Source organism: Actinophytocola xinjiangensis, assembly GCF_001921215.1.
Classification (GTDB): Bacteria; Actinomycetota; Actinomycetes; order Mycobacteriales; family Pseudonocardiaceae; genus Actinophytocola; species Actinophytocola xinjiangensis.
In genome coordinates, this window is sequence record NZ_MSIF01000003.1 from 501,666 (window position 1) to 517,891 (window position 16,226).

General features: G+C 72.0%; 15 protein-coding genes. 5 read left to right on the forward strand and 10 right to left on the reverse strand.

Annotation, left to right across the window (positions count from 1 at the left end; genetic code table 11):
- Positions 1 to 202 precede the first annotated feature (202 nt).
- On the forward strand, positions 203 to 1,066 hold the full coding sequence (locus BLA60_RS10075; RefSeq protein ID WP_075132501.1) for a hypothetical protein: 864 nt from the start codon (positions 203 to 205) through the stop codon (positions 1,064 to 1,066).
- A 120-nt stretch (positions 1,067 to 1,186) separates the two neighbouring features.
- Here BLA60_RS10075 and BLA60_RS10080 read toward each other — a convergent pair whose 3' ends face one another.
- From BLA60_RS10080 to BLA60_RS10095, 4 genes are all read right to left on the reverse strand, one after another.
- A complete protein-coding gene (locus tag BLA60_RS10080; RefSeq protein WP_075132502.1) occupies positions 1,187 to 1,705 on the reverse strand; it encodes a sigma-70 family RNA polymerase sigma factor in 519 nt (172 codons plus the stop codon).
- Positions 1,706 to 1,748: 43 nt separating this feature from the next.
- The gene (locus tag BLA60_RS44190) at positions 1,749 to 2,438 is read right to left on the reverse strand and encodes a hypothetical protein (protein ID WP_075132503.1); all 690 of its coding nucleotides are present in this window, start codon (positions 2,436 to 2,438) and stop codon (positions 1,749 to 1,751) included.
- 90 nt (positions 2,439 to 2,528) lie between these two features.
- The gene (locus BLA60_RS10090; RefSeq protein ID WP_075132504.1) at positions 2,529 to 2,711 is read right to left on the reverse strand and encodes a hypothetical protein; all 183 of its coding nucleotides are present in this window, start codon (positions 2,709 to 2,711) and stop codon (positions 2,529 to 2,531) included.
- 143 nt (positions 2,712 to 2,854) lie between these two features.
- On the reverse strand, positions 2,855 to 3,208 hold the full coding sequence (locus BLA60_RS10095; RefSeq protein ID WP_075132505.1) for a hypothetical protein: 354 nt from the start codon (positions 3,206 to 3,208) through the stop codon (positions 2,855 to 2,857).
- A gap of 402 nt (positions 3,209 to 3,610) precedes the next feature.
- Here BLA60_RS10095 and BLA60_RS10100 point away from each other — a divergent pair, with 402 nt between their 5' ends.
- Complete coding sequence (locus tag BLA60_RS10100) at positions 3,611 to 4,462, forward strand: MEDS domain-containing protein (protein WP_084734791.1); 852 nt, start codon at positions 3,611 to 3,613, stop codon at positions 4,460 to 4,462.
- Positions 4,459 to 5,400, forward strand: coding sequence for a sensor histidine kinase (locus BLA60_RS10105; RefSeq protein ID WP_075132507.1), 942 nt, complete (start codon positions 4,459 to 4,461; stop codon positions 5,398 to 5,400). The genes BLA60_RS10100 and BLA60_RS10105 overlap by 4 nt, the downstream gene beginning before the upstream one ends.
- A 3-nt stretch (positions 5,401 to 5,403) precedes the next feature.
- Here BLA60_RS10105 and BLA60_RS10110 read toward each other — a convergent pair whose 3' ends face one another.
- On the reverse strand, positions 5,404 to 6,312 hold the full coding sequence (locus tag BLA60_RS10110) for a hypothetical protein (protein WP_245811908.1): 909 nt from the start codon (positions 6,310 to 6,312) through the stop codon (positions 5,404 to 5,406).
- Positions 6,305 to 6,883 carry a vWA domain-containing protein gene (locus tag BLA60_RS10115; RefSeq protein ID WP_075132508.1) on the reverse strand — a complete coding sequence of 193 codons (579 nt, stop codon included), beginning with the start codon at positions 6,881 to 6,883 and terminating at the stop codon, positions 6,305 to 6,307. Before BLA60_RS10115 ends, BLA60_RS10110 begins: the two co-directional genes overlap by 8 nt.
- 127 nt (positions 6,884 to 7,010) lie before the next feature.
- On the opposite strand from BLA60_RS10115, the gene BLA60_RS10120 reads away from it, so the two are divergent.
- The gene (locus tag BLA60_RS10120) at positions 7,011 to 9,890 is read left to right on the forward strand and encodes an AfsR/SARP family transcriptional regulator (RefSeq protein WP_075132509.1); all 2,880 of its coding nucleotides are present in this window, start codon (positions 7,011 to 7,013) and stop codon (positions 9,888 to 9,890) included.
- On the opposite strand, the gene BLA60_RS10125 is transcribed toward BLA60_RS10120, so the two are convergent.
- Complete coding sequence (locus tag BLA60_RS10125) at positions 9,887 to 11,092, reverse strand: helix-turn-helix domain-containing protein (protein ID WP_075132510.1); 1,206 nt, start codon at positions 11,090 to 11,092, stop codon at positions 9,887 to 9,889. The genes BLA60_RS10120 and BLA60_RS10125 overlap by 4 nt on opposite strands.
- 92 nt (positions 11,093 to 11,184) lie before the next feature.
- Positions 11,185 to 11,355, reverse strand: a complete 171-nt coding sequence (locus BLA60_RS43100; RefSeq protein ID WP_154814246.1) for a hypothetical protein — start codon at positions 11,353 to 11,355, stop codon at positions 11,185 to 11,187.
- Positions 11,356 to 11,589: 234 nt separating this feature from the next.
- Here BLA60_RS43100 and BLA60_RS10130 point away from each other — a divergent pair, with 234 nt between their 5' ends.
- The gene (locus BLA60_RS10130) at positions 11,590 to 12,495 is read left to right on the forward strand and encodes a hypothetical protein (protein WP_075132511.1); all 906 of its coding nucleotides are present in this window, start codon (positions 11,590 to 11,592) and stop codon (positions 12,493 to 12,495) included.
- Positions 12,496 to 12,591: 96 nt separating this feature from the next.
- Here BLA60_RS10130 and BLA60_RS10135 read toward each other — a convergent pair whose 3' ends face one another.
- Together BLA60_RS10135 and BLA60_RS10140 are read right to left on the reverse strand one after the other, a co-directional pair.
- On the reverse strand, positions 12,592 to 15,663 hold the full coding sequence (locus BLA60_RS10135; RefSeq protein ID WP_075132512.1) for an ATP-binding protein: 3,072 nt from the start codon (positions 15,661 to 15,663) through the stop codon (positions 12,592 to 12,594).
- A complete protein-coding gene (locus BLA60_RS10140; RefSeq protein ID WP_084734792.1) occupies positions 15,660 to 16,226 on the reverse strand; it encodes a hypothetical protein in 567 nt (188 codons plus the stop codon). Before BLA60_RS10140 ends, BLA60_RS10135 begins: the two co-directional genes overlap by 4 nt.

Here is a 16,226-nt window from a genome sequence, read left to right on the forward strand (position 1 = left end):
GCCCAGGCGGAGGGTTCTGTTCGCGTTTCCGAGTCGCCTGTGTGAATGTTTCCCGTCACCCACGGAATCCACTGTGGGCAGAAGGGGTGTAACTGGTCCACTTTGGCGTGACGCAGGGACCACTGGTGGTAATTCGCGGTAATTTACAAGCGTCCGGGACGACGGACGATAGTCCGCTAGACCACTTCGTAAGGAGACAGCAATGTCCAAGTTGGCTGGCCGCAGTGTGCTCTTCGCGGCCCTCGCCGTACCGATCGCCATCCTGGCCGGTCCGCTGACCGCGTCCGCCGAGACCGCGGACGTACCTCCGGCCGACCAGGTGACGGTAGGCGCGGACGCCACGACTTCCCGGGGATCCGAAGGTTGCTGTGCCGGTGACGACACCGACGTCAACGTCGACACCACCATCAACGGCATCCACCACAACAACACCGACACCGACCTGAACGTCGACGTCCACGACCACGGGTACGACGGCTACAGCACCTTCGCCGACTACCAGCCGCTCAAGCCGGCTCCGGCCGTGGTCGCCGACACCCAGGACCAGGGCGCCACCGAGGCCGTCACCGACGTGCCCCAGGTCGCCCCCGAGGTCGCGCCTGAGGCCGCCGCGGTTCCGGAGGTCGCTGGTCTGGTCGGGCCTCGCGACGGTGGGCCCAGCCTGGACATCGAGTGGTACGACGCCCAGGGTGCGGTCGCCGGTGCCGTCGTGGACGGTGCCGCCGGCGGCTCGGCCGAGGGCGGCTCGGTCTCGGTCGGCCGTGACGACCACCCGGACCAGCACGGCCAGCAGCAGGACCAGCAGCAGGACCAGCAGCACGGCCAGCAGCAGGGTCAGCCGCAGGACCAGCAGTTCGGCCAGCAGCAGGGCGAGCAGCACGGTCAGGGCGAGCAGCACGGTCAGCAGGGCCAGCAGTTCGGCAACGGCCACGGCCAGCAGAACGCGTTCGGTGGCGGCCACGGCGGCGACCTGGAGGCCTCCTGGTTCGACGGCTGGGGTGCCTACGCCGGCATCGGTGGCGCCTGGGGCGGGGGCGGCGAAGGCGGCATGATCAGCGTCGGCTGACCAGCTTGGCCTTCCCGGCACGACGGAGTCACCAGCACGCCGTCACCCGCACGACACAGAGTCACCGGCACGACAGGGCGCCGGCTCCCACCACGTGGGAGCCGGCGCTTTCTCGTCCGGTCAGTTGTTTCGTCTGGGGGGTCGTACGCGTTCGAGGTCCCGCTGGTCGAACGTGTCGAACTGGGTCAGGCTCGGCGCGAGCTTCACCAGGCAGCGGATGACGATCTGCGAGACGTTCGAGGACGAGGTGTTCATCCTGGTGGCGATCTCGCCGACGCTCAGTCCCTCGAACAGCCGCAGCCGGGTGATCTGCCGCTGCCGCTCGGTCATGTACCCCATGACGCGCAGGATCCGCTGCCGCACCTCGCCGGCGGCGACCCGGCGCAGGGCGACGGCGGCGGTGTCCTCGACCGGCTCGTCGTCGACCACCGGCTCGGTGTGACCCACGCAGAACTCGGCCATCCGGGTGGTGAGCAGGTGCGGCCAGTCGGGATCGCCGGCCGGCGGGTCGGCGAGCACGGCGACGAACGCCTCGTGCACGAGGTCGGCGGCGTCCACGTCCGACCGGTCACCCGTGCGTCGCGACGCCACCTCGATCATGGCCGGCCCGTGTTCGGTGTAGATCTGCTCCCAGTTCACCGGGGCGCGGTCCTCCCAGCTCCTCCGCGCTGGCACGTCCGGTTCAGGAAGCGTTCTCCGGAGACTGGGGGGCGACGACCTTGGGCCCCATCTCACCGGCGTTGTGCACCACCGGAAGTTGCGGCAGCAGACCGCCGATGGGCCCGGTGTGCGGGTCGTCGTCATGCGGGTCGATGCGCTGTGGGTCGATGCGCTGTGGGTCGAACCGGTGCGGAACCGGCGAGGGCACGACCCGGTCGTCGATCGGGCCGCGGGGCGGGGGCATGTGGGCCAGCGCGCCGCTGTCGAACAGCCGGCGCAGCGCGGCCTCGCTCTCGCGCAGACCACCGAGCAGGGTCTCGGCCTTGTCCAGGGCGTCGCGGACCAGGTCGCGGGCCTCCTCGGCGGCCTTGGCCCGGCACGCGTCGGCCTCGCGCTGGGCCTGGTCGATCAGCTCAACCCGGTGGCGCAGCAGTTCCTCGGCGCGACCGGTGCACTCGCTGGCCGACTGCGCGGCCTCCTCACGGATGCGGCGGGCGTCCTCCTCGGCGGTCTCGATCAGCCACTGCACGGTGGCGGACGCCGGCACGCCGGTCCGGTCGCTGCCCTCGACGGCCAGCGCCCGCGCGACGGCGCGGTCCCGCTCGGCCTGCGCGTAGTCGAGCGCGACGCGCAGCTCGTGCAGCTCCCACTCGACCGCGTTCCGGTCGTAACCACGGAAACGGATGGGGAAGGCGAGAGCGTCCTCAGACAATGTGTGCCCCTTGTTCGATTCAGTGTGTGGAGAGACGGAGAGGCAGGACCGGCGGACCGGCCCTGCCTCCTACCCACCAAGGTGACGGACTCAGTAGTCCTGAACCGTGCCGCCATTCGTCAGGCTGCGGGACGCGCAGTTCTCCGGCGTAGCGCCGATCGCGTCACTGCTACCGGGGGAAACGACCGACACGTTCGCGCCGTTCGTGACATCCTCGACCGGTACCTGAACGCCAACCGCGTTGACGTTGAGGTCACACGCCCCGACGGCCACGTCGTTCCCTCGTCCGGTCGCCGCCGAAGCGGTACCGCCAGGGGGTGACGTGCCGACGAGGAGCTGATGAAACACCTGAAAGCTAACCTCTCAATGGTGGGCGACGACGGGAAGCCCCGTCGTCGAGGGGGAGATCAGGCGCGTCAGTTGTTGCCCTGGATCGAGCCGCCGTCCTCAAGGCTGGCGGACGCGCAGTTCTCCGGGTTGGCGCTCTGGCCGGCGTCGCTGGCCGGGGACAGGATCGGCACGCCGATGCCGTTGGCGACGTCCTCGATCGGCACCTGGATGCCCAGAACGTTGATGTTGTTGTCGCAGACGCCCACAGCAGCATTGACGTTGTGCAGGATGTCAGTGTTGTTGAGGTTCAGCAGACCGTTCTGGTTCTGGATGCTGCCGCCGTCACCGGGGCCGCCACCGGCCTCGGCCGAGGCGAACCCGCTCATCATCGCCATGCCGGCGGCTACGCCCGCCGTGACAAAGCCAATCTTCTTCAACATTTGGATATTCCCTCGTTTCATAACGCGATCAACTTGGTCCGATCTTGCTGCGACCGGACGCGACATTAGCGCGCGCACGTTCCTCCGATCCACCTGCGGAATCCTTTCGAGTGCTGTAATCCTTCGTTGTTGTTAATCTCGCTGTTTTCGACCACGATCCGTGCATAATTCCCCGTGCCAATGTCACCTGTTGGAGCGAAGAAATACCCGAACGTGGTCGTGTCGCGGCCGTGTCGTGCGGAACCCGGTACGCACCGGGGTCGCCGGAGGGCCTCCGAGGGGACGCCGGGGACCACTCCGGGGTGACCGAATTCCTGGCGCCACGTGCCCGACCGTCCCGCTGGGACGGTGGTGAGTTGCCGTCGTGTTGCTGGCGAAATCCGGGCAACATAGCCTTGAACAGTGCGTTCGTCGGGTTTGGTTCGTGACGCGCGGGGACTGGGACCCCACGACCACCTCTGCTGGCGCTACGACGGCCCGGCGGAGCTGAGGCCACGGGTGCGGGAGTTCCTGACCGAGGGTCTGGCCATCGGGGAGCGGGTCGGGTGGGCCGGTTTCGGCCCGGTCACCCGGCTCGTCGACCAGCTGCTCGCCGTCGAGGGCATGGCCGAGGCACTGGACCGGGGAGCCGCCCAGGTCGTCCCGCTGAGCGCGACCGGCGCGGTGATCGAACCCTCCGCCCAGGTCCGCGTCTACGCCGACGCCACGGCGGCGGCCCTGGCCGCCGGGTTCACCGGGCTACGCGTGGTGGCCGAGTCGACCCCGCTGGTCCGCACCGCCACCCAGCTCGACGCGTTCGCCCGGTACGAGCACCTGGTCGACCAGTACCTGGCCGGCCACCCGTTCTCCTCCATGTGCGTCTACGACGGAGCCGAACTGGCCCAAGGCGTGATCGAGCAGCTGGCCTGCCTGCACCCCACGTCCAACCAGGACTCCGTCGGCTTCCACCTGCACGCCTCGACCGCCGAGTTCTTCAGCGGCACGCTCAGCGGGGAACTCGACCTGTCGACGGCGGACCTGTTCACCACGGCGCTGGACCGCACCGCGCTCCCGCTGCGCGGCATGGAACTGGTCGTCGACGCGAGAGGACTGGACTTCATCGACCACCGCAGCCTGCTCCGCCTGTTCGACCACGCGCGACGCCGGTCGGCACCCCTGGTGCTGCACGTGTCCCGCACCGGCCCGGCACGCATCGTGAACGTGCTCGACGTCGCCGACGTCCGAGTGGAACTCCATCAGGAACGCGTCGCATGAACCCCACCACGTCAGCTGACCATGACGAGTTCGTCCACCCCGCCCTGCTCTACCGCACCGACGCCGAGTACCTGGACCTGCTGGTGCCGTTCATCAGCGACGGCCTCGCGGCCGGGGACCCGGTCGCGGTGATCGTGCCCGGCCCCCGGCTGCGGCAGCTGGACGCCGCCCTTGGCGTCTCGGCCGAGCGGGTGCACCGGATCGACATGACCGTCGCCGGACGCAACCCGGGCCGGATCATCCCCAGCGTGCTGCACTTCGCCGACACCCACCCCGGCCGGCACGTGCGGATCGTCGGCGAACCGGTGTGGCCGGGGCGCTCGGCCACCGAGTACCCGGCGTGCGCGCAGCACGAGGCGCTGGTGAACACGTCGTTCGCCGGGCGGGACATCACCATCGCCTGCCCGTACGACGCCGCCGGCCTCGACCCGGGAACCATCGCCGACGCGCGGGCGACCCACCCGCTGGTCTGGGAGGCCGACCAGCGGTACTCCAGCGCCGAGTACGCGCCCGACCGCGTGGTCGCCCGGTACAACGAGCCACTGCACCACTCCCCCGCCGACGCCCACCGCCACCTGATCGCCGCGCCGACCGACCTGCGCCCCGCCCGCCGGGCGATCGCCGACCGGGCCAGTGCCCTTGGCCTGCCGGCCCACCGGGTGGCCGACCTGGAGCTGATCGCCACCGAACTGGCCACCAACAGCCTCGTGCACGCCGACGGCCCCTGCGAACTGCGCGTCTGGAGCGACGGCCGGGACATCGTGTGCGAGGGCCGCGACACCGGGCGGCTCACCGACCCGCTCGCCGGCCGCCGCCCGGCCAAACCGAGCGACAACTCCGGCCGCGGCCTGCTGATGATCAACGACCTGGCCGACCTGGTCCGCACGTACACCAGCCCGCAGGGCACCACCATCCGCGCCTACCTGCGGGTCAGGTGACGATCACGCCCAGCGCGCGCCGTAGGCCAGGCCCGGGGTCAGCTGGTAGAAGCGCAGGTGCAGCTCGCCGGTGGGGTCGACCGGGTGCCGGTTGCCGTAGGGCGCCGGGCCGGACACCGCGGTCGGGGCCGCGCCGGACAGCGTCCACACGCGCGGCGCCCGGCCGCCGAACCGCACCCGCAGGTCGAACAGCTCGCACGGCAGCGACGGCACGCACACCAGGTGGGGCCGCACCGCCTGCACGGCCGGCAGGCGGAACCGCACCTCGAACTCGTGGGTCTCGCCACGGGCCAGCGGCCGGGGCAGCACCAGGGCGAACCGGCCGTCACGCTCGACCAGGGTGCCGCCGTAGAACACGCACACGTCCAGGTCACGGCGCGAGGCCGGCAGCAGCGGGGTGAGGTCCACCTCGCGCAGGCCGTCCTCGTCGACGACGATCCGCCGCTGCTCCAGCGCCTCCGGCTGGGCGCGGTCCAGCGCGGCGACCACCCGCAGCCGGGTGGTGTGCCAGCCGTGGGTCCGGTCGGCGGTGCGGCCGCCGGCCGCGCCGGTCGCCAGGTCGGCGATCTGGGCGATGGCCTCGTCGACCCGCCGGCGCACCGTGCGCGGGTCGCGGTCGGCCCTGAGCGCGGCCCAGTGCACCCGGTCCTGGTAGAGCGGCAGCCGGGCGTCCGGGGCGACGGCGAACGCGGCGAGCGTGGCGTCACGCAGGTCCTCGGACAGCAGATCGGCCAGCTCCCTCAGGCGCGCGGCCACCTTGTCCCTGGTCGTCACCGGGCCGTCGGTCTCGGCGACCCGGCAGGCGGCGCGCAGGGCGGGCCCGATGCGCTGCTCGATCCCCCCTGCCAGCAGGCCACGGCCCTTGCGCAGGGACTTCAGCTCGCGCACCAGCTCCGCCCGGCCGCTAGACATGGTCGCTCCTCGGTCCGAGGGTGATCGAGACGGTCAGCGCCGTGCCCAGCCGGATGCCGTCGCGGCCCAGGAACAGGCGCCGGGTGCCGATCCGGTCCAGGGTGCTCCGGTCCGCGTCGCCGAGTCCGAAGGCGACCATGTGCGGGCGGGTCGTCCAGGCGGGGTCGGTGAGCGCGGCGAACGCGGCCGGCCACGTCACCGGGTCGGTGGGCTGGCCGTCGGAGGTGAAGAAGACGATCGGACGACGCACGGCCAGCCGGTCTCGTTTGAGCAGGCGCACGTCCCGGTCGATGGCCTCGCGCAGGAAGGCGAACGCCGGCCCGAAGTTGGTGCCGGTGCTGGTGACCGGGTCGGCCACGTCGGACAGTTCGGTCGCCGGGCGCAGCGGTTGCAGCATCGTCGGTTGTTCGGCGAACCCGACCACGCACACCCGCACCCGCGCGGCGGCGGCCGGGTCGGCGTGCACGGCGCCGCGGAACTCCCGCAGGCCGGCGTTGAGCTCGTCGAGGTGGTCGGTCATCGAGAACGACACGTCGCAGACCACGTAACAGGGCAGCACGTCGGATTCCATGCGGCGGAGAGTGACCGGTCGGTGTCGATCAGACGTGGACGAAACGCTGATTCGCCCTCCTCCGACCTTTCAGGCGCGAGTTCATTTTCGCGGACACCGACGTCTGGGAGGCAATGTGGATTTTCGGATGCTGGGACCGCTGGAGGCATGGCACGACGGGAACCAGGTGCCTCTCGGGGAACAGCAGCAGCGTTTCGTGCTGGTGGTACTTCTGTTGAACGTCAACAAGCCCGTGTCCAACGACAAGCTCACCGACATCGTCTGGGACGGCAACATCGAGCGGCGCACACTTATCCGGGGCTACATCAACAGGCTGCGCAACGCCTTCCGTGAGGCAACCGGGGATCCGCTGATCGAGCGGACCCCGACCGGCTACCGGCTGGGCATCGACGAGGCGTGGGTCGACGTCAAGCGGTTCGACCGGCTGCGCGACCAGGCCCGGGCGGCCGGCGACCCGCACCGGTCGGTCGAGCTGCTGCGGGCGGCCGTGGACCTGTGGCGCGGAGAGTTCCTGGAGGACATCGACATCGACCGGATCGGCGGCACCGACGTCGTCCGGCCGGACGTCGACCTCCTCGACACGGTCGGTGACCTGGCCGAACTGGAACTGGCGATCGGCGAGCACCGCGCGGCCAGGGACCGGCTGCGGCGGGTGGTGCCCACCGACCCGTCCCAGCAGCGGCACGCCGAACTGCTCATGCGCGCGCTGCTGGCCAGCGGCGACCGGGTCGCGGCCATCCGGATCTTCCGGGGGACGGCGGCCGCGCTCGCCGAGCAGGGCATCGAGCCGGGGACCGTGCTGCGCAACCTGGCGGCGCGGGCCGAACGCGGTGAGCCGGCCAGTTCGCTGCCGGCCGTGCCCGGCCCGTTCCTGGGCCGCACCACCGAGTTGGCGGCGATCGAGGCGGCCGCCGCCGCGCCGGGCGAGCGGCGCACGGTGTGGTTGAGCGGCGCCCCGGGCGTCGGCAAGACCGGGCTGGCGGTGGCCGCCGCGCATCGGCTGCGCGACCGGTTCCCGGACGGGCAGCTGATGGTGCGGCTCGACGCGCCGGTGACCGTCGGCGACGCGCTGACCCAGCTGCTGGGCGAGCTGGGCGTGCCGCCCGAACAGATCCCGGCCACCGACGGGCGCAAGACCACGCTGTTCCAGACCGAGCTGTACGGCACCAGAACGCTGGTCCTGCTGGACAACGCGGCGTCGCTGGAGCAGGTGCGGCCGCTGCTGCCGGAGGCGGAGGGCTGTCTGACGATCGTCACCAGCCGGCGGATGGGTGAGCCGGGAACCGGCACCCACCTGCGGCTGGCCCCGCTCGCGCGGCAGGACGCGGTCGCGCTGTTCACCGCGCTGAGCGACCCGGTGCGGGTGCGGGGCCGCGCGACGGAGGTCGCCGAGATCGTCGGCCGCTGCGCCCACCTGCCGATCGAGATCTGGGTGGCGGCGGCGCTGCTGCGCCGGCACACCACCTGGTCGCTGGACAAGCTGCTGACGCTGCTCGGCACCGGCAGCTTCGCGGCGGTGTCGGTGTCCTACCGCCAGCTCACCGGCGCGCAGCGGGACCTGTTCCGGCTGCTCGGGCACCTGCCCGGCCGGGACCTGGACGTGGCGGGCGCGGCGGCGCTGGCCGGGCTCACCGTCGACGACGCCCGGGTGGTCCTCGACGACCTGCACGAGGTGTGCCTGCTGGAGGAGGTGGCGATCGAGCGCTACCGGATGCTCGACCCGATCAGGGAGTTCGCCGCCACCGAGGCCGGGGCGCCGCCGGGGCTCGACGAGGCCCTGGTCCGGCTGCTCGACCACTACCTGGTGACGCTGGCCCGCGCGGTCGCCACCGGCTACCCGTTCGACCGCGACCAGCAGCCCTCGGTCGACCGGCCGGCCCCGGTCGCGCCGGAGTTCGACGGACCGAGGGAGGCGCTGGCGTGGATCGAGACCGAGCGGGACAACCTGGTGGCCGCCATCCGCCACGCCGCCGGCAACGACCTGTCCGACCACGCGTGGCGGCTGGCGGTGCTGCTGTGGCGGTACTTCCACACCACCAGCCAGCTCGAGGACTGGCTGTCCACGATGAACCTGGCGCTGGAGATCGTCTCGGGGCCCGGTTCCGGTGACGTCTACGGCCAGGCGCACGTGCTGCTGCGCCTGGCGACCGCGCACGACCGGCTCGGCCGGCTGGCCGAGGCGACGGACCTGGCGCACCGGGCGCTGTCGCGGTGGACCGACCTCGGCGACGTGCGGGGCGAGGCGGCGACGCTGTGCGCGCTGGCCGTGTCGGCCAGCCAGCTCGGCCGCCACGACGAGGCCGTCACCCGGCTCCAGGCCGCGCTCGCCGGGTACCAGCGGTGCGCCGACCGGCGCGGGCAGGGACACGCGCTGAGCATGCTCGGCTACGTCAACGGTCTGCGCGGGAACCTGACGCAGGCGCTGCGCCAGCAGCAGGAGGCGGTACCGATGCTGCGGGAGGTCGGGCACACGCAGGGCCTGGCGCACGTGCTGAACAACCTCGGCACGGTGCAGCACCGGCTCGGGCTGCTCGACGACGCGCTGGCCAGCCACCAGCAGGCCCACGAGCTGGCGACCTCGGTCGGTGACCTGTGCGTGGTGGCCTACGCGCTGAGCAACCTCGGCAACGTGCACCGCGCGGCCGGGCGCCTCGCCGAGGCCACCCGGCACCAGTCGCGGGCGATGGAGGTGGCCGCCGCCCTGTCCGACGCGGACCTGCGCACCCAGCTGTACCGGGACCGGGGCGCCACCGCCCAGGCCAGGGGTGACCGGGCGGAGGCGCTGAAATCGTTCCTGTCGGCGGTGGACCTGGCGACCGGGACCGGCAACCGCACCCACCGGGCGCACGCCCACCGGGGCGCGGCCAGAACCCTGCACGCGGCCGACCTCCACGACGACGCCGTCGATCACTGGCGGGCGGCCGAGGACGAGTTCGCCGCGCTGGGGCTGCCGGAGGCGGTGGAGGTGCGCACCGAACGGGCGAAGCTGCGGTGCGCCTGCGGCTAGCTGTACTGCCAGTGCCGTTGCAGGACGCGGTTCAGGTCGGGGTAGAGGTCGCGCACGCCCGGGTGCCCGCGCCAGCGGTTGAGGGTGCGGGCGAGGTCACGCAGGTCCAGGCGGACGGTGGCGGAGTCGACGTGGGCGGCGTCGTCGAGGGTCCCCGGCAGGGACGCGCAGCACTGGTCGAGGTCGCCGGCCAGGGCGTGGGCCAGGGCGGCCCTGGCGCCGAAGCGGGCCCTGGTGCGCCGCGAGGTCGCCGGGACGGCCACCAGCGCGCGGTCGAGGACCTCGGCGGCCTCGGCTGACCGGCCGAGGTCGAACAGCGACCAGCCCCTGGCCAGGCCGATCGGGTCGGGGGCGGTCGAGCCGAGGACCGGGTAGGCGGAGTCGGCCGCCGGGGCGTCGGCCACCAGCTCCGCGGCCCGGTCGAAGGCGCGGGCGCAGGCGTCGCGGTCGCCGGCCAGGGCGTGCCCCTGGGCCTCCCGGCGCAGCGCCAGGCCCAGGGTGCGGGCGCCGGACAGGGGCATCCGCTGGGCCTGCCTGGCCAGGCCGATCGTGGCGGCGGCGTCGTGGCGGTAGAAGGCGAGGCCGGCCTCGCGGACCAGCGAGTAGCCGGCGATCTCGCGGTCGCCGCCGGCGCGGGCGAGGTCGGCGGCGTCGCGGGTCCAGCGCAGGGCCTGCTCGTCGTCGCCGGCCTCCTGGTACATCCAGCCGGTGTGCTCGGCGATCCTGGCGGCCAGCAGCAACAGCCGGGTACGCACCGGCTCCGGGTTCTCCCTGGCCAGCGCGTGCACCGTGCGCACCTGGGCGACCAGCGGTTCGATCACCACGGCGGGACTGGTGTGGGTGGCGAGCTGGCGCAGGTGTTCGAAGGTGGTCCGCAGGCCGGTGACCACGCGTTCGTCGGGCACCGGGCGCGGGCCGCCGGTGAACGCCATGCCGAGCACGGCGCCGGCGGTCAGCACCTGGCGGCGGTCCAGCTTCCCGGAGCGCTCGCCGGAGCACTCGCGGGCCGACTCGATCAGCGCGCCGCCCGCGTCCAGCGCGGCGTCGCACAGCCGGGCGACGGTGGCGTTGGGCGGTTTGAGGTCGTTCTCCAGCTTGGACAGGTAGCTCTTGGAGTAGTTGACCCGCACGGCCAGCGCGGACATGGAGATGCCGGCGGCCGACCGGCACCGGCGCAAGAGGTCACCAAATGTCTCGACCACCGGAAGCCTCCCTTTCCTTTATTCATCTCTGTCAGATTGCCGGGTCGCCCGGGAAATGTCCACGGGCGACCCGGCGGAATTGTCGGGAGAGCTCAGCCGTGCCACGGGTTGTCGTTCGGCGCGGGCGTGGTCGTGGTGGCCGGCGGCGGCGTGGTGACACCGTCGTCGGACAGCGCGACGGAGGACATTCCCGAGGCGGCGGCGGTGATGCAGAGCGCGGCGACCGACGTACCGGCCACGGCCAGGAAACGGGACACGGACATGACGAAACCTCCATTGTGGAATGGTATTTGTGAGGGCCGGAAGAATTCCTTGCCCACCACCAGGATTCGTCGTCGACACCATCCCCGACAAGGTGTTGACCGTTGACCGGATCGACGGTCAACAGGACACCCGCGGGTTTCCACTCCGTATCCACGTCCGGTCCACACCCGGTGTGGATGCTGCGCCGGTCAACCACGCCGGCCACGGGGCCGGCATCGAGCAAGGAGTAGCCCATGGACGAAACCGCCACCTACGACATCGCCGTGTCGTTCACCGAGGAGCAGCGCGCCGCCGCAGGTGAGGTGGTCGAGGCGTGCCGGCAGCGCGGGCTGACCGTGCTGTACGGGCCCGACCACACCCACGAGTGGTGGGCCCGCAAGACCGACGGCGACCTGCCGGACGCGCGGGTGCTGTTCTTCCTTCCGTTCGTGTCCACCACCGACGAGTTCACCTCGGCGATGCTGCGGGCGGTGCGAGCCGGCGACGAGCACGTGCTGCCGGTCCTGGTCGACGGCGTCGCCGTGCCGGCCGGGCTGCTGCACCCGCACATCACCTACCTGCGGTCGGTCGAGTACCGGGCCGACCAGCTCGCCGAGGCGCTCGGCGAGCGCGTCGAGGCCGCCGAGTGGGAGCGCGCGGCGGTGGGCGACGTGGTCGCCCGGGTGCTGGCGTCGGCGTCACCGGCCGAGGAGAAGCCGGCGGAGGTCGCCGTGCCGGCGACGTTCAGTCGGTACACCGAGCAGGACAGGACGCTGCGCTACCTGGGTGAGCAGTTCGCGGCGGCCATGCCGAAGCTGACCCGCGACGGCCTGGTCGGCACGGTCAACTCGGGCCACTCGCGGATCGCGGTGCGGGTCGAACGCGCCGGCGACATCGTGTACGCGCTGGACATCCAGCGCGGCGGCATCGGCGGCGACGAGACGGTGAACTTCGTCGTCGGCCGGCACGACGCGGGCAGCGTGTGCAGCAACGGGTGGGCGCGCCCGGTGTACGACACGGCCGCCGGGCGGACCGCGCTGGAGCTGCACGACCTGTCGGTGCTCGGCGGCGGGTCGACCCAGCCGCGCAACTACACCGGCGAGGACCTGTTCGCCGCGCTCTGGCAGCGGATCGAGGCGGCCGCCGCGACCGTGGTCTGAGTCGCCGGCACTGGTCGCCGGCACTGATCGCCGGCACGACGAAGGACGCGCCCCGGGCCAGCGGGGCGCGTCCTTCGTCTGTCCTGGTGGGCCTGGTCAGTCCTGCCGGGCGCGGTCGAGGACCTCCTCCAGGCGCAGGGCGCTCGGCGGGTGGTGGCTCAGGCACATCGGCGCCCGCATCCTGGTGAACCCGTGGCCGTCGCCGGTGACGTAGAACCGGCCGCGTTCCAGCCGCGCGATGTCACCGACCGACGCGCTCTTGGCCCTGGCCAGCTCGGTGGCCGCGGCGATCTGCGCCGGGCTGTTGAGCCGGCCGAAGAACTGGGTGGTGGCGTTCCCGCTGACCTGGTTGTGCACGCCCTTGGGCGCCTGGGTGGCGAACACCAGGCCAAGGCCGTACTTGCGGGCCTGGGAGGCGAGCAGGATCGTGCTCTGGGTGCTGGCCGTCCAGGTGCCGGAGGGGGCGACGGTCTGCGCCTCGTCGAGGACGAACAGCCCGCCCAGCGGCCGGTCGGTGGCCGGGTGGCGTTTGATCCAGGCGAAGACCTCCAGCTGGAGCTGGCTGGTGAACGCCTGCCGCTGCTCGTCGTTGGGCAGACCGACGAAGCTGATCACCGAGATCCGCGCCCGCCGCCCCGGGGTCGGGGTGAGCAGCAGACCGGGGTCGACCGGTGCGCCGGTGCCGCCGAGCAGCGGGTCGTTGACCATGGCGGCGCGCAGGGTCTCGGCCAGGTCGGCGGCCGTGGCGGTCGCGGTGGCCAGACGGCTCACGCCCTCGGGCAGCGCGGCCAGCACGTCGACGAACCCGGCCAGGTCACGCCGGCCGGTGCGGGCGTAGTGGGTCAGCGCCTCGCGCAGCACCGCCCGCCCGCGCACGGCGGACTTGGTGGTCCCGCCGGTGCTGGTCCTCGGCACGAGCGCGGCGACCGCCGCGTCGACCGCGGCACCGAACTCCTCCTCGTCGGCGAGCACCCCGGCGAAGTCGGGCAGCGGGTGGAAACTCAGCGCGCGCCCACTGGCCCGCCCCGGCGTCCACACCACGACCTCGGTGCCGGCGTGGTACTCGGCCGCCCGCTGGTCATCCCCCGGCCGCCAGTCGGCGGGCGGTTCGGGCCACGGGTCCCCGAGCCGCGCCAGGTCGTTGTTCGGGTCGAGCACGATCGCCGAGACCCCCCGCACGGCGCACTCCTCGACGATCCGCCGCAACAGCACGGTCTTCCCCGACCCCGACCCGGCGAAGATCATCACATGCTTGCGCAACGACTCCAGGTCGATGCCGATCTCACCGTCCATACCGAGTTCGAGCCGGGCCGGCGGCGGGCGGGTCTCCTGGTGGCCGGCGGTGCCCCGGCCGGGATCGGGCAGGATCTCGCGGAGGAAGGTCGTGCGGGAGGCGGGTTTGCGGGCCACCAACCACTCCAACAACCGGTGGGACTGGGTGCCCGGCATGTCCTTGAGGGCACGGAAGGTCCGCAGGTCGTCGTCGGAGATCAGGACGCGCTGCCCACCGGTGCGCTCCAGCTCGGCGACCTCCTTGCGGGTCTTGGTCCCGCCCCAGCCCCCCTCGCCGTTGGCCAGCAGCACCAGTCGGCGGTCGCCGGCGCCCGGGCGGATGCCGGCCGCGTCCCCGGCGTAGCGCATCTGGCGCAGCACGTAGTTGCCGTGGCCGCTGGCGATGAACCGGAATCCCCACCGCTCGGCGATGTCACGCTCCTCGTCGACCGTGCGGCGCAGGATCGCGTGCAGGTGGTTGCGCCCGTTGGCCAGCTGCTCGACCTCCCACGCCATGTCGTCGTTGCCGACCTCGTTGATCCACGCCTTCAGGGCCGCGAGCAGCAGCTCCGGCATGGCCGGCTCGTCGTTCTTGGTGAGCGCGGCACTGGAGATGTCGGCCTTGTTCCGCAGCTCGTCGAACCGCTTGTCGTACTCGCCGAGGTAGTCGGGCTCGGGACCGGTCCTGGCCGGGACGGGGGCGGGTTGGTCGTCCTTCTTCTCGTCGAAGGACGCCAGTTCCCGGACCTCCCCCAGCAGGCACGCCTCGGCGTGGGCGTTGATCCGGCGCAGCAGCTCCCGTGGAGTGTGGGCGGTCCACTCGCCGGTGAACGCGGTCTGGGCGACCGGCCAGGTGGGATGCGGCGGCACGAACCCGATCCGCCCGTAGACCACACCGAGCCACTTCTCGACCAGTGCCCGGCCGAGCTCCGGCTCCACGATCGACCCCAGGAACGGTGTCTCGGTGAACCGGTCCATCACGGTGTCCGCCGCCACCAGGTACAGCTTCTTCCAGGTGTCGGGCAGACACGCCACCACCGACAGGGTTCGCCGGGTGCGGTCCCGCAGCTGCATCAACCCGTCGGCGATCAGCGCCAGGTCACGTGCCAGCGCGGGGTCGACGGCCTGGTCGTCGAAACCGGTGGAGGCCTTGCTGACCAAGGTGTCCAGCTGGTCGACGGCGACCACGCTCGGTCCGGTGAGCGCCAGCAGCTTGGAGATCTCCGCGACCACGGCGTGGCTGGACTTCGCCTCGGAGCTGAGGTTCCAGACGTGCCGCTGGTCCTTGTCGTCCTGTTGTCCCGCCAGGAAGTCGCGGCCGAGGTCGGACCGCTTCTCGTCGGCCGCCCCGTAGAGCACGAGCGCGCGGAGGGTGTCGGCGCACTCGCGGCCGACCCGCGCGTCGAGCCGGCGCACCGCGCCGACGAACAGATCCAGGCCGTCCGTGGTGAGGGGTCCCCCGCCGAGGACGGCCCGCGCGACCGCCTCCGGCACACGGGCCCGCTCACACAGCCGGCGCAGGAGGGCGGTGAGCTGGAGTTCACCGGCGTCGTCGGCGCGCAGCAGTTCGCCGCGCATCGCCAGCGACGCGTCCTCCCAGAACGCCTCCCCGGTGGAGATCTCGATCAGGAAGAAGTAGCCGGACTCCTGCTGCACCACCCGCCTGGCCCAGCCGAGGAGGTGGGTCTTGCCCACGCCGCGCTGGCCCTGGAGGGCCAACCCGATCGGGCTGGGTCCAGCGCTGTCCAGGGCGTCCCGCACACCGGCCCGGATACGGTGTTCGGCCCTGGTGTGCAGCCCTTCCACGTGTGAGGGCGAGGTGTGCCACACGTCGTCGGGGTGCTCGGCGGCGTTGATCCGCAGGGCGGCGAGGGCCTGGTGTTGCTCGGTGGTCATGATTCCTCGATCGCCAGGAGGTGTTTGTCCTGCGAGCCGACCCGGATCGCGGCCGCGTGGTCCTCGTCGGTCAGCGCCTTGCGGTCGGACTGGGGTGCCAGGTGGACGGTGCCCGTCTTGATCATCGTCAGCAGGGTCTCGTCGACCTCGGTGTGGTCGGCGCCGTTGAGTTCCGGGCGAATCCTGGCCAGGCGGACCCAGTCCTGGGGTTTGATCGACAGCTCGCGGTAGACCTCACGGATCAGCTTCTCCAGGTCGGGGGTCAGCTCGGGAGCGTCCTGTCGGAACTTGGCGAAGACCGCGCGGACCAGGGCACCGGATCTCGGCGGCGGTTCGATCGTGAGCGACTGCCGCAAGCACCAGTCCACACCCTCGGGGGTGATCCGGTGGACGATGGGGCGGCCCTTGGTGGACTCGATCAGACCGGCCTTGTTGAGGCGGTCGCGGGCGGCGGGGCGCAGGTCGACGCCCAAGGTCTTGGTGAGTTCGGGGTTGGGGATGTCGCGATTCTGGACCCAGAGCGTGAACAGGGCGGAGCGTTCGGACAAGTCGTAGGAGGCCAA

What these genes read in the sequence shown, in the direction of transcription:
- BLA60_RS10135 (WP_075132512.1), bottom strand. Translation starts at nt 15,663, where the DNA reads ATGACCACCGAGCAACACCAGGCCCTCGCCGCCCTGCGGATCAACGCC.
- BLA60_RS10095 (WP_075132505.1), bottom strand. Translation starts at nt 3,208, where the DNA reads ATGTTGAAGAAGATTGGCTTTGTCACGGCGGGCGTAGCCGCCGGCATG.
- BLA60_RS10075 (WP_075132501.1), top strand. Translation starts at nt 203, where the DNA reads ATGTCCAAGTTGGCTGGCCGCAGTGTGCTCTTCGCGGCCCTCGCCGTA.
- BLA60_RS10110 (WP_245811908.1), bottom strand. Translation starts at nt 6,312, where the DNA reads ATGTCTAGCGGCCGGGCGGAGCTGGTGCGCGAGCTGAAGTCCCTGCGC.
- BLA60_RS10115 (WP_075132508.1), bottom strand. Translation starts at nt 6,883, where the DNA reads ATGGAATCCGACGTGCTGCCCTGTTACGTGGTCTGCGACGTGTCGTTC.
- BLA60_RS43100 (WP_154814246.1), bottom strand. Translation starts at nt 11,355, where the DNA reads ATGTCCGTGTCCCGTTTCCTGGCCGTGGCCGGTACGTCGGTCGCCGCG.
- BLA60_RS10130 (WP_075132511.1), top strand. Translation starts at nt 11,590, where the DNA reads ATGGACGAAACCGCCACCTACGACATCGCCGTGTCGTTCACCGAGGAG.
- BLA60_RS10105 (WP_075132507.1), top strand. Translation starts at nt 4,459, where the DNA reads ATGAACCCCACCACGTCAGCTGACCATGACGAGTTCGTCCACCCCGCC.
- BLA60_RS10120 (WP_075132509.1), top strand. Translation starts at nt 7,011, where the DNA reads ATGCTGGGACCGCTGGAGGCATGGCACGACGGGAACCAGGTGCCTCTC.